Origin of the sequence: Paenibacillus sp. TAB_01, from assembly GCF_043945595.1 — a bacterium.
Lineage (GTDB): Bacteria > Bacillota > Bacilli > Paenibacillales > NBRC-103111 > Paenibacillus_S.
In genome coordinates this window covers 4,594,001-4,606,650 of sequence record NZ_JBIFNP010000001.1, presented here as the reverse complement: position 1 = coordinate 4,606,650, position 12,650 = coordinate 4,594,001, and the positions used below count along the sequence as shown (strand labels likewise).

The following is a 12,650-nucleotide window of genomic DNA, read 5'->3' as shown; positions in this document are numbered from 1 at the left end:
GGAATCGGCCGCTGCGGGCGAGTTTCATTACAGCAACAGTTTATCTGTATTCTTCAATCAAGCTGAATTATGCTGGTAAAATCATAGCGTCGGCCGGATGGAATACAATGCCGGGTCTCGTCAGCTAAGCTGCCCTTCAAAGGCACGTGGGTATAAAGCTGTGTCAAGGTGAGCGCACGGTTGTGAAGGAGTGTGGGGGATGGAACCGCCAGAATATAAAAGCTTTTATGAAAAGATGGGAAGCGTGAACGGCTGGGACTTTAGCCGGCTGAACGTTCGGACCGTGGGGGAGCAATGGGATTTTTATGAGGAAGTAACCAAGAGGTGCAGGAAGACCGACCTCTGGCTTGATATCGGCTGCGGCGGCGGGGAAAAATTGCTGCCCATTGCAGAGTCCGCCTTGCTGCTTGTCGGTATAGACCTATCGCAAGGGATGATCCGCACCGCTCAGGCTAATGCGCTGAAGGCAAACGAGCACCGTGCCCGCTTTCTGCAGATGGATGCCGGAAGCCTTGAATTCCCGGCGGGCTTTTTTCATATCGTTTCGTGCAGACAGTCGGAATTCAGCGCGCAGGAGGCTGCAAGAGTTTTGGCCGAGGGCGGAATCTTTCTCACGCAGCAAATAGGCGAGCATGATAAACGGAATATCAAGCAGGCTTTTCAAAGAGGGCAGCAGTTTGGAATGGAAGACGGAGAATTAAAACATAAATACATTTCCGATTTGACCGAAGCCGGGTTTTCGGATATTCAATCTTTTGAATATGATGCGGCCGAGTATTACCAGACGGATGAGGATATTGTTTTTCTTTTGAAGCATACCCCGATTATTTCGGATTTTGGAACCGGTGAAAACGATTTTGACATACTTCATGCATTCATCGAACGCAGCCGGACGGAACGAGGAATTATGACCAATTCGAAACGATTTATGATCATTGCGAAGAAATAAGTGGTAAAATAAACAGGGGGATGCCGGCGGATCGCTGGGATCCTTTTTCTTCGTTCGAAAATCCATGAAGCGGTGTCGATAGACGGTTTTATCATAGGCACGCCTGTCTGGCATAGATCATGAAATCAAATGGTGGAGGATTATTGATGGGGGAATTATTTGCTATTTTATCGCTGCTGATGTTTTCCTTGAACGTGATTGTAACCAAGGCTGCCAGCGGGCGGCTCAGCCTGGACATTGGATTTATGATTTCGATTTCGGTGAATGTGCTGTTCTCCGGCTGTTTGTTTCTCATTCGTCTCATGGTGATGGACGATCCTGTGGCATTTCACCCTTTCGGTTTCTTTATGTTTGTCATATCCGGCATTTTCGCGTCTTACTTGGGGCGTTCGATGTATTTCGATTCGATCGCCAAACTAGGCCCGGCCAAAGCCAGCACCTTTATGGTCAGCAGCCCGCTGTTCACTTTTCTCATGGCATGGCTGTTTCTGGACGAAACCTTGTCTTACTGGGAGTTTGCGGGGGTATTGGTCGTTCTGGCGGGCCTTTTTGCGGTCAGCTATAACCCGTCGGGGAAATACGTCGCCGCAGGCTTGCAAGAAGATGTTTCTTTGGCACAACACAGGAAAGCTTCGGGCTGGCAAAGCTGGTACGGGCTCATCCAGCCGGGAGCCGCACTGGCATTATTGGGATCGATTTCCTATGCGCTGGGCAATATTACGCGCGGATCGGGAATTCAGGATTGGAACGAGCCGGTGCTCGGAGGCTTTCTCGGCGCTTTGACCGGCGTCATGCTGCAGATCTTGCTCAATAAAAAGGCAAGACAGATTACCTCTTCCTTGCGAACCGCCGATCCCAAGGCCGTCCGGTTATATGCGCTGAGCGGCATGCTGACCATTTCGGCGCAAATCGGACAAATTGCCGCCATGCATTACATACCGGTTGCCATTGCTACGCTGATCACCACGGCGCAGCCGCTGCTGGTTATTCCTCTCAGCTACTTTCTGTTAAAAAATCAGGAAGGCATCACCCTGCGGGTGATTGCAGGGAGTTTGCTGGTGCTTATAGGCATTGGCGGGATTGTGCTGCTGCCCTAGCCCAGCTTGCTTTAGTTTGAGCTTAACGGAACGACGCCCGCCCTGCCCTTTGGGGGAGAGACCTCCCTCACATGGTGGGGACGCAGGTGGGTTATCCCCTCCCTCAGAAGATACCCCACCTGCGTTTCGGGGCAGCCTGGAGGCTGCCTAGCTATCTAGCCCTGCCCGATATACCCAAGCTTCCGGGATATTTCATGCGCAGCGGATGTAACCTTCTGAATAAGGTTAGGCAGCTGCTCTTCCCCAAAATGCACTTCAAGTCCCGCAATACTAAGCGCGGCAATAATTTGACCGGAATGATCGAATAAGGGAGCGCTTAACTCCGCGGTGTAATTCTCCAGCTCGGAACGGCTGAAGCTGTATCCCGTCTGTCTGGAAAGCGCCAGAGAGGCACTCAGCTCCTCTTTGCTGATGATGGTACCGGAGGCGACAGGCTTCAATTCCACCTCTTTCAAATAAGCCTCTCGTTCCTGCTCCGGCATAAATGCAAGAATAATACGCGAGGAGGCGCCTGCATAAAGCGGCGCTTTTTTGCCTATCTTCGTAAAAAGCCTCACGGGATGATCCGTATCCAGCTTTTCGATGTAGATGGACTCATTACCATCCCGCAGAACCAGATGGACGGCTTCTCCGATCTCGTCGCGCAGCTTTTGCATTCCTTCTAAAGCGATATGCCGGATATCCAGCCGTTCCGCGACCAGATTTCCAAACTGCAGGAACAGCAGGCCAAGCGAGTAGCGGCCATCTTTATCCTTATGCAGAAATCCCATCTCTTCTAAGGAACCGATCATTCGATGGACGGATGTTTTGGGGATGCCGGAAAGCTGCACCATTTCGTTTATGTTGAGCTTCATGTGATTCAAGAATAGATTAAGAAGATCCATGAACCTTACAACGGTCTTATTTTTGTTTTGCACTTGTTCCTCCTGCTTGCGTGTTTGAATATGGGATGATTGGAGACCATTTAAGGGGCCGTTATTAAGTATACAACGGATGCAGAATGAATCCCAACCTCTCTCCTGAGGATTATGATAAAAATATGAAAATTTTTTCTTGATTTTTGCAAAATACCGACTATAATGATCGTATATATAGGGTTTAAATTTCGGATTTAAAGTTCCGAAATACGGAATTTGGAATAAAGGAGCTATCAACAATAAAAAGGAAATGGGGTTGTGTCAGAAGGCTTAGGTATGGAAAAGCAGCGAGAACCGGATCATAAGCAGGAAAGTATTGGGGATAGGCCGGGATATACATCAGGAAAGCAATAGGAAGGGGTCGCACGTTAATGAGTGGACAAGTATTAGAAGTAAGAAGCAGACGGGACATTGTTGATTTCATCAACTCCAATCCGGTAAGCAAGCCCGGGTTTAAAATTATTTTGCTGGCGCTCGCAGGCGTGTTTGTCGACGCCTATGACTTTACAAGCATCGGCATTGGTACGGCGCAGCTTCAGCAGCAGTTCGGTCTGACGGCCGTGGAGCTGGGCAGCCTGACGGCGATTATGGCCGTTGGTTCTTTGCTCGGCGCGGTCTTTGGCGGTTATTATACCGATAAATTCGGCCGTAACAAAATGTTTTTGATCGACTTGTTTTTGATGGTTTTTGCAGCGCTCGGCGCAGCGTTGTCTCCGAACTTTGGCTGGCTTGTCTTTTTCCGGCTGCTGATGGGGATCGGGGTCGGCCTGGATATCCCTGTAGCCTTAAGCTTCATTGCGGAATACAGCAACCTGAAGAAAAAAGGGGCCAACGTTACGCTCTGGTGCCCTCTGTGGTTCAGCGCCGCATCGGTTACCGGCCTGATCGCGCTGCCGTTCTATTTTCTGAATCAGCATGAATATATTTGGAGATGGTCGGTTGGTCTTGGCGGGGTTTTTGCTCTTATCGTTTTGTTCCTGCGGTATTTTTATATGAATGAAAGCCCGCTTTGGGCAGCTCATCATTTGTCACTGGAGGAAAGCGCCAAGGTGATCCGGAAAACCTATAACATTCAAGTGAATGTTCATCCGGCTGTCAAAGTGAGCGCTGAGCAGGTAAACAAGGAAAAGGTTTCTTACAAAGCGATCTTTCAAGGCAAATACAAATTAAGAACTTTGCTGGCTTCGATTATCACGTTCACCCAGAGTATGGAATATTTTGCGGTAGGTTTCTATATCCCGACGATTTCTACCATCCTGTTCGGAAAAGGCGTTATTTATGCCATTACGGGTACCATTGTCTTTAATTTGTTCGGCGCCCTCGGCGGTTTCCTGGGCGCGTCGCTGAATACCCGTTGGGGCGTTCGCAAGCTGTCGATTATCGGCTATATCGTTGCCGGACTCGGTCTTCTCGTAATGGGAACGATCGGCAACGCCTATATTGGAGCTTCCGCCGTGCTGCTGGCCGCATTTATATTCGGTCACGCGTTCGGTCCGGGCTCGCAGGGCATGACCATGGCAACCTTGTCCTACCCGACAGAGCTTCGCGGACTGGGGGCCGGGTTTGGTCAAGGCATTACACGGGTCGGCAGTATCCTGGGCTTCTTCCTCTTCCCGGTTGTACTGGCTATGGCGGGCTTATACAATACGCTGCTGCTGCTGGCTATCGTTCCGATTCTCGGTCTGCTGGCAACCCTATTGATCAAATGGGAGCCGATCGGCCAGGATGTGGAGAACGAGGAAACCGGGATTGCCTAACAAGCAGGTTGGAACTATAATGAATTTATAATCTATTTCGAATATCGGAAATGTAATTCCGTAAAACGGAATTTTTAGCCCCGAGAATCTAGCCATAGTTCAGATAGGTTGACTATCTGGGCGAGGCCGGCTTGGGGCTGACCTGTTTCATTAGACGCTGCGGGGCGCACAATCGGCAGCGGAGATAGGACAATGGAGCAGGGGAAGCATAGAAGCCCTCCATTCCATGCGGCACATTGCCAAGGGACGTGTGACAGTGGAGCGGCTTAAGGCAGCTTGGAGCGAAAACCCGTAACGTACGAAGGAGGGGATTGATATTCGGTATTTGGAAATGTCCCCGCTGGGGGATTGCGCCATTGTAGTCAAGCTCGGCGAACGGGTCGATGAGGAGACGCACACGAAGGTCAGCGTGTTTTCCGACTATCTCGACAGCCATCCGTTCGATGGCCTGGTGGAATATATTCCGGCCTTCACCTCGGTGACGGTCGTTTATGACCCGGTTCGCATTTTTCTAAAAGATAGCCAAGGGATGGCTCAGGGAGAGATCCGCTATCCCTATGACGGGGTGAAGCGGCGGCTGATCGAGATGCTGGAGCATATCCAGGAAGGTGCCGTGTCCGAGCCGCGGATTGTTGAGATTCCCGTCTGCTACGGGGATGAATTCGGCGTCGATTTGGAGCATGTCGCCGAGATCAACGGGCTCCGCACGGAGGAAGTGATCGAGATTCATGCCGGCGGCTCGTACCTGGTCTACATGCTGGGCTTCGCCCCGGGCTTTCCTTACCTGGGCGGCATGGATCCGCGGATCGCGGCGCCGCGCAAGCAGACGCCAAGGCTGGCCATCCCGCCGGGCACGGTCGGCATCGCCGGGGAACAGACCGGCGTCTATCCGATCGAGACGCCGGGCGGCTGGCAGCTGATCGGCCGGACGCCTTTGGCGTTGTTTCTGCCGGACAGGCAGCCGCCGACGCTGCTTGAAGCGGGCGATAGAATCCGCTTTTACCCGATTACCCGCAAGGAGTATGACCAATGGGGAGGGGACAGCCGATGACTACAACGATGCAGGTGCATAAACCGGGCCTGCTCTCCACGCTGCAGGATGCGGGCCGGTACGGCTACCAGAAATACGGCGTCATCGCCAGCGGCGCAATGGACAGCTTCGCGCACAAGGCGGCGAATCTGCTCGTCGGCAACGGGGAGGACGAAGCGTCGCTCGAGATCACGGTGATCGGCCCGGTGCTGACCTTCGACGCGCCGGCGCTGATCGCGATCGGCGGCTCGGACTTGTCGCCCCGCATCGACGGGACCCCGTGCCGCTATGGCGGCCGGTTTATGTCCCGGCCGGGGCGACGCTGCAGTTCGGCTCCGCCCGCGAAGGCTGCCGCTGCTATCTTGCCGTCGCCGGCGGCTTCGACGTGCCGCAGCGGATGGGCAGCCGCTCGACCTATCTGCGCGCCGGGCTCGGCGGCTTCGAGGGCCGGGCGCTGAAGGCGGGCGATCGGCTTCGCACGAAGCCTGTGACCGCGCTCGGCTCGCGGATCCTCGAGCGGCTCCGCGGCGGGCAGGCGGGCGGTGCGCCGTTTGCTTCGGTGGCCTGGCGCGTCTCCTACGAGCTGATGCCCGCTTACGAAGCCAATCCGAAGCTTCGGGTTCTCCCTGGCGCGCAGTTTGAGCTGTTCGATGAGGCGGGCCTCGAGACGTTCTTCTCGGCGGAGTTTAAAGTCCAGCCGCAGTCGGACCGGATGGGCTACCGCTTGGCGGGGCAGCCGCTGCAGATGCGCGAGCGCCGGGAGATGCTGTCCGAGCCGGTGACGTTCGGGACGATCCAGGTGCCGCCGGACGGCAACCCGATCGTGCTGATGGCGGACCGGCAGACAACCGGGGGTTACCCGAAGATCGCGCAGGTCATCTCGGCAGACCTGCCCTTGCTGGCGCAGGCGCAAATCGGCAGCAGCGTCCGCTTCCAGCAGGTCGATCTGCAGGAAGCGCAGGAGGTTCACTTGATGACGGAGCTGAACCTGGATTTTTTAAGAAAAAGCATTCCGATGCGTTTTATGTGATAAGAAAGCAATGATAATCAGATTATAGCGATCGAGCGAGCAGGACGTGACGATCAAGCAGGAATAGCGGTTCATCAGGAAACAGCGATCAAGGATACGGCGATCAAAAAATCAGAGGAGGAACAATGCCAATGAGATATGTGGATCTGAATTGCGATATGGGGGAAAGCTTCGGGGCGTACAGCCTGGGCCGAGACGCGGAAATTTTGTCCTATGTAACCTCGGCCAACATTGCCTGCGGGTTTCATGCCGGGGATGCCGGGACGATGCGCAAAACGGTCAAGCTGGCGCTGGAGCACGGTGTCGGCATCGGCGCGCATCCGGGGCTGCACGGACCTGATCGGCTTCGGCCGGCGGAAGATGGATATTTCGCCGCAGGAGGCGTACGACATCGTCGTCTATCAAATCGGCTCGCTGTGGGGCTTCGTCCGCTCTGAGGGCGGCACGATGCAGCACGTCAAAGCCCACGGCGAATTATACAACATGGCGGCGGTGACCCCTGCGCTGGCGGAAGCGATCGCGGAAGCCGTGTACAAGGTCGATCCCGAGCTGATTTTGCTGGGACTGGCCAACAGCGAGCTGCTGAAGGCCGGAGCGAAGATCGGGCTGCGCACTGCAAGCGAGGTGTTCTCCGACCGTACGTACCAATCCAACGGATCGCTGACGCCCAGACGTCAGCCGGATGCGATGATCACCGATGACCAGGAGGCGGTAAAGCAGGTCATCCGCATGGTCAACGAGGGCAAAGTGCTGTCACGGCAGCAGGAAGACGTCCGCATTCAAGCGGACACGATCTGTATTCACGGCGACGGCGTGCATGCGCTCGAATTCGCTCAAACGATCAACGAGTCCTTGAAGCAGGCCGGCATTACCGTCCAGCCGATCGGCAAAACCATCGCCGGACAATCCTCATAGACAGATAGGAGCGCGCACACTCATGAATCCTTTGCATATTGAAACAGACGTTCTGGTCATCGGCTCCGGCGCAGCCGGCATGATGGCAGCCAAAGCGGCCGCGGCGGAAGGCGCGAAGGTCGTGCTGGCCGACAAGAGCCTCGTAGGCCGGGGCGGCGCGACGATTCTCGCGCAGATGACCGTAGCGGTTGCGCTCGGAGACGCCGAAGAGGACAACCCGGACATTCATTTTGAAGACACGATGAAGGGCAGCCGCGGCATGGCGGACCCGGAGATCGTCCGCACGATCGTCGACCGCGGACCCGAGCTGATTCTCGAAGCCGAAGGCTACGGAGTCAAATGGGCGAGAACGCCGGACGGCAAGCATTCCCAGGTCGTGGCGCCGGGCCATTCACGCCGCCGCTGCGTCTACGTCGATATCCTGAACACGGGCGGCGCGACCTCGGCGGGACTGCGCCGGGCGATCTGGAAAGACGAAGCGATCGAACGGCTGAAGAACATCATGATCACGAAGCTGGTCGTGGAGGACGGCGTGGTCGTCGGTGCGGTCGGGTTTACGATGGAGCAGTTCCGCCCGGTCACGATCGCGGCGAACGCGGTCATATTGGCCACCGGCGGATTGACCGAGATTTATGCGCGCAACAGCGCATCGGCGAATATGACCGGCGATGGCTTTATGCTGGCAGCTGAAGCGGGAGCGGAGCTGCGGGATATGGAAATGGTGCAGTTTTTCCCGATTGCTCATCTGCATCCGCCGCTCGTCGGCATTGATCCGATCATGTGGGCCCGTTCCGCTACAAGCTGGGTGGCCGCCTGCTGAACGGCAATTTGGAAGAATTTATGGACAAATATAACAACGAAGTCGCGGGCAATTACACCGCGGCGCGCGATCAGACGACCTTTGCGATCTTCAAAGAGGTGGAAGCGGGCCGGGGCACGCCGCACGGCGGCGCCTACCTCGATTTCCGCATGGTGCCGGAAGAGAAGCTGAAAGCGGCGTTCGGGCCAGTGATCGACATTCTGAAAAACCAGGGCGTCGACTTGACCCGGGATATGGTTGAAGTCGCGCCGATGGCCCACTTCACGATGGGCGGCATCCGCGTGAACCCGCGCATGGAAACGACCGTGCCGGGGCTGTTCGCCTGCGGCGAGCTGATCTACGGCATGCACGGCGCGAACCGGCTGTCGGGCAACGCGATCACGGAAGCGCTGGTGACCGGACGCATCGCGGCCGAGTCCGCGGCCGAGTCCGCGGCGAAGGCGGAGCGCCGGCAGGCTTCGGCCGAACGGCTGCAGGCGGAGCTGGCGCGGGAGTTCGCGCGGCTGGAGCAGGTGTGGCATCCGCGTGAGGTGGACAAGGACGAGACGGCCATGCTTTCGGTGAAGCGCGAGCTGCAGCAGCTGATGTGGGAAGGCGCAGGACCGCTGCGGACCGAAGCCAGCTTGAACCTTGCGCTGGAGCAGCTGCGCGAGCTGACCGGACGCGTGGAAGGCATCGCGCTGGCGAAGCAGGCATTTTATGCGCTGACGCTGGTGGAGAAGCTCGAATTGCTCCATATGCTGAAGCTGAGCGAAGCGATCATCATCGGGGCGCTGGCCCGCCGGGAATCCCGGGGCGCGCATGTGCGTCTTGATTATGACCAAGCCTACGATACCGCCGTCAGCACGAAGTTCCGGCTGGACGAGCAGCGTCAGTGGACGATGGAGGAATTGTCACTAGCCGATCCGGCACAACCGAGTCGAGGGGGGGAATAAGCATGGCAAACGTCACATTGCATGTCGTCCGCGGCGATGCGGAGACGGGCAGAAGAACGGAAGACTACGAGGTGCCGTACCACGACGGGATGAGTCTGCTGGATGCGATCTTCTGGATTCGCGAGCATCAGGATACGTCGCTGGCGGTGAGATATTCGTGCCGGTCGGCCAATGCCTGCAAGGAGTGCATGGCGGTCGTGGACGGCAAAGCGGGCTATCTGTGCTCAATCCGCGCAGTACCCGAATCGGAGGTCCATATTGAGCCGACGAAGGGGCTTCCGTGGATCAAAGACCTGGCTACTTCGATGGAATAAGAGAGGGAATCGCTCGCTTCCTCTTTGCTATAAGGATAAGCTTCCTAATTAAAAGACGCTTCCATTCCACCTGCAAAGGTGGTTCTGGAAGCGTCTTTATTTGCCACGGACAAAGGCGAACGCTTTAGCTTCTATTGAATGATTCCGCACTCTCCGTAAATTTCTCAGCGGCCTCACTAGCCGCAGAATATTTTTACTTGCTTGCTAAGAGACTGCTCGATTCGCCGTCCCTACTTGTGCAACGAACTAGCGCCATATGACAACAGTCGTCTGTCCCGCAATTAAGGCAGCAGCTTGGCATTCGCGGCCGCATCGAAGATCAAGCGCTGCTTTCCCTCGTAAAGAACAGCCGATTTGGCAGGAATGGTTTCATCCCCAACCGTCACTTCGCGATCGGAGAAGTTGGCGATAACCTTCAAGTCTTCTCCGTATTGTGCGATCTGAACAAGCTTGTCGTCCGTCAGGATGGCGAATGCGCTCATCTCATGGGAAACCGCCTGCTGATGGAAGGGGGACCATACGTTCAGATAATCGAGGATGCTGGCTTTGTCCTCTTCCCAGGTTTTACGGTCCGAAATGATACAGAGGAGGAACGTTGTACAAAAGCCCGTAAAGCATCTTATCCGCTTCTTCGCCCTTGATTTTATACGTGCCCCATTCCCAATGATTCGTCGTAATGATCGCATCATTGTAGACCAGCTTGTACAGAGGAAGCGAGTAGGCCGGGTCGGTATATACTTTTTCATACAGCGGTTTAACAGGCACCGCTTTGCCGTACCGGTCGGGAATGCCGTCCGGAGCATAGTAGCCGCCCACGTAATACTCGCTTTGCTGGTTCTCCCGCATATCGAGATCGCCCCAGGCGATGACCGGACTCTCGATGCCTTGGGCGAAGGCAATGACGCTGCTGGCGTAGTCGTTCCCCCTTCCGAACCGACCACCATCTGCTTATCGTCGGCGAAATAGCCGAGCCGTTCCAGACGGGCCTTCAGATCCTGCTGCTGCGTTGTCGAATGAGCCGGCGAGTAGTCGTCATAGATTTCGCCCGTGGCGTCGCAGTCCACGAACCATGAATTGAAGCGGATGCCGTCCTGCAGAATGCCGGCTGCCCGCTGCCGGACGCTCGGCATCGCCAAGACAGGATTCAGCTTGCGCCCTCTTTGCAGAAAGCCGGGCACCTTCGTTCCGTCCTTGCGCGTAATTGTTGCGTTCTCATACAACGACGGATCGGGAAACGAAGCCGTATTCCACGAAGGGTCCGGATTTTGCTGAATGGAATGATAGGAGTCGTAGAGAGCGATGAGATAACCGGCCCGATTCGCTTCGTCAACCAGCTGGGGGTTCATCAGTCCGTCAGCCCAATTCGGCAGTCCGATCCACGCGTTCTTCACGCCGGAGCTGCTTAACTCCTTGATCAGGTCCGTCGAACCTGCCTGACCCCATGCGGAAATGGCGGGCACGGCGTCCTGCAGCGCGCTTTTGAGCAGCAGCTTGTTCAATTCATACAGCTTTTGCTCGCTGAGCTTGCCCATTCCCTGATCGATCAGCTTCTGTGCCTCTTCGCCCGGCTTCGGAAACATGGATGGAGAATAGAAGCCACGCTGCTTTATGCCTTGATTCAGGGCGCTCAGCACAACCCTTTTCTGATATTTATCCAAGTAATCCTGTTTCTTTATATCCTTTAACACCTGCGTGAGCTCTTCACTGCCGTCGGCCGAACCGGCAAGAAGCTGTACGAGCCAAGGGCCAAGCGACACCGGCAGTATCGTTCGAAGCTTCGGCCACATGACATCGGCATCGGTAAGAATAGACTCGCTCCACAAATAAATTTGCGGCGCTCCGTACAGCTTGCGGATATTCGGATTGTCCGCGGCTTTTTGCTTCAGTGTCACGATATTTCCGTTCTCTTGGACATAGCTGCGGTAGGGCTGTACGACCTTCTGCGGATCATTGCCCGTGACATATAGGCGGAACCCGTAGCTTTTATCCGGATTGATGGAAGGAAACGCATGGGTGAATTGGAACTGGATAGACGACGACGTATCGAAATGCACCTCGTCGTTGAACTTGTTCGTCACCACATAGACGATTGAGAACGGATTGGCCTGCAGGGCAAAAAAGTCCATGGAGAACGATTCGCTCCACGTATAGCTCTGGTCCTTCAGGAACGTCCGCCAATTCGTGTCGTCGGCCGGAATCTGTTTCCCTTCGCCCAAGGGAAGCAGGTAGCGGTCGGCTTTGACGGAGGGCCATTGAAACTGCTCGGCTCCGACAGACTCCAGACGAATGTCCAAATAGTCGCTTTTCTTGGCTATCCGCACATGCACCTGGCCGGGATAGGTTCACTCGACCGAATCCTTGCTTTGGACCAGATCGGTTACCGCTGCCTTGGGCAGAGAGACCGATGCCGGTACGCGAACGCCGTCTTTAATGACGGCCAGGGTGAAGGTTTCGGGGTCCACCTCATAATCGAAGGGCTCGCCCGCAGGCTGTGCGGCCTCCGCTGTCAGCTGCGGCTTTGCCGCTTCGAGTCGGCCTGCTGCATTGTCCTGGCATCCGGTTAAGATACCGGCCCAAAGACTGGCAGCACAAGTCCAAGCAAATCTTTTTCTCATAAATATATTCCTCCCGTTGTTTGGTTAACCAGCAGCGTCAGTGTAAGGAAGGAATGTTACAGGAATGTGCAGGGAAATAGAGGCGCGGTAAAATATTGCGGATGTTACGAATATAGGGGCCGTCCCCGACCGCCGTTTATTTCAACATGATAGAATTTATTCGGGTGCCCCGCAAAGTATCTGAGTCGGCTTTGAAGCATAAGCCTTACTTTGTGGGGTTGTTTCATACTGGTGTAACAATGGGAGATTATAATGATAAGTAAAAAGACAG

At 55.3% G+C, this 12,650-nt stretch carries 10 protein-coding genes and 2 pseudogenes; 9 read left to right on the top strand and 3 right to left on the bottom strand.

Annotated elements, in window-relative coordinates; genetic code table 11:
* Positions 1-199 precede the first annotated feature (199 nt).
* Together ACHHV8_RS22380 and ACHHV8_RS22375 are read left to right on the top strand one after the other, a co-directional pair.
* Entirely contained in the window at positions 200-949 is a 750-nt protein-coding gene (locus ACHHV8_RS22380) for a class I SAM-dependent methyltransferase (RefSeq protein ID WP_395161673.1), read from the top strand.
* Between the two features lie 146 nt (positions 950-1,095).
* On the top strand, positions 1,096-2,046 hold the full coding sequence (locus ACHHV8_RS22375) for a DMT family transporter (RefSeq protein WP_395161672.1): 951 nt from the start codon (positions 1,096-1,098) through the stop codon (positions 2,044-2,046).
* A gap of 155 nt (positions 2,047-2,201) precedes the next feature.
* Here the strand turns inward: ACHHV8_RS22375 and ACHHV8_RS22370 are convergent, their stop codons facing one another.
* Positions 2,202-2,963 (bottom strand): IclR family transcriptional regulator, encoded by a 762-nt coding sequence (locus ACHHV8_RS22370; protein ID WP_395161671.1) that lies wholly within the window; start codon positions 2,961-2,963, stop codon positions 2,202-2,204.
* 371 nt (positions 2,964-3,334) lie between these two features.
* Between ACHHV8_RS22370 and ACHHV8_RS22365 the strand changes: the two genes are divergently transcribed.
* The 7 genes and pseudogenes from ACHHV8_RS22365 to ACHHV8_RS22335 all read left to right on the top strand — a co-directional run bounded on the left by ACHHV8_RS22365 (position 3,335) and on the right by ACHHV8_RS22335 (position 9,764).
* Complete coding sequence (locus ACHHV8_RS22365) at positions 3,335-4,720, top strand: MFS transporter (RefSeq protein ID WP_395161670.1); 1,386 nt, start codon at positions 3,335-3,337, stop codon at positions 4,718-4,720.
* Between the two features lie 331 nt (positions 4,721-5,051).
* Positions 5,052-5,771 (top strand): 5-oxoprolinase subunit PxpB, encoded by a 720-nt coding sequence (pxpB, locus tag ACHHV8_RS22360; RefSeq protein WP_395163591.1) that lies wholly within the window; start codon positions 5,052-5,054, stop codon positions 5,769-5,771.
* Positions 5,750-6,780 (top strand): annotated as a pseudogene (locus tag ACHHV8_RS22355) (5-oxoprolinase subunit C family protein). Before pxpB ends, ACHHV8_RS22355 begins: the two are co-directional and overlap by 22 nt.
* Before the next feature lie 131 nt (positions 6,781-6,911).
* A pseudogene (locus ACHHV8_RS22350) lies at positions 6,912-7,695 on the top strand (LamB/YcsF family protein).
* Positions 7,696-7,717: 22 nt separating this feature from the next.
* Positions 7,718-8,515: an FAD-binding protein gene (locus ACHHV8_RS22345; RefSeq protein WP_395161669.1), complete on the top strand. Its 798-nt coding sequence runs from the start codon at positions 7,718-7,720 to the stop codon at positions 8,513-8,515.
* Positions 8,516-8,535: 20 nt separating this feature from the next.
* Complete coding sequence (locus tag ACHHV8_RS22340) at positions 8,536-9,450, top strand: FAD-binding protein (RefSeq protein ID WP_395161668.1); 915 nt, start codon at positions 8,536-8,538, stop codon at positions 9,448-9,450.
* Positions 9,451-9,452: 2 nt separating this feature from the next.
* Positions 9,453-9,764, top strand: coding sequence for a 2Fe-2S iron-sulfur cluster-binding protein (locus ACHHV8_RS22335; RefSeq protein WP_395161667.1), 312 nt, complete (start codon positions 9,453-9,455; stop codon positions 9,762-9,764).
* Between the two features lie 281 nt (positions 9,765-10,045).
* On the opposite strand, the gene ACHHV8_RS22330 is transcribed toward ACHHV8_RS22335, so the two are convergent.
* A complete protein-coding gene (locus tag ACHHV8_RS22330; protein WP_483874887.1) occupies positions 10,046-12,085 on the bottom strand; it encodes a glycoside hydrolase in 2,040 nt (679 codons plus the stop codon).
* A gap of 21 nt (positions 12,086-12,106) precedes the next feature.
* Positions 12,107-12,379 carry a hypothetical protein gene (locus ACHHV8_RS36820; protein ID WP_483874886.1) on the bottom strand — a complete coding sequence of 91 codons (273 nt, stop codon included), beginning with the start codon at positions 12,377-12,379 and terminating at the stop codon, positions 12,107-12,109.
* Positions 12,380-12,650 lie beyond the last annotated feature (271 nt).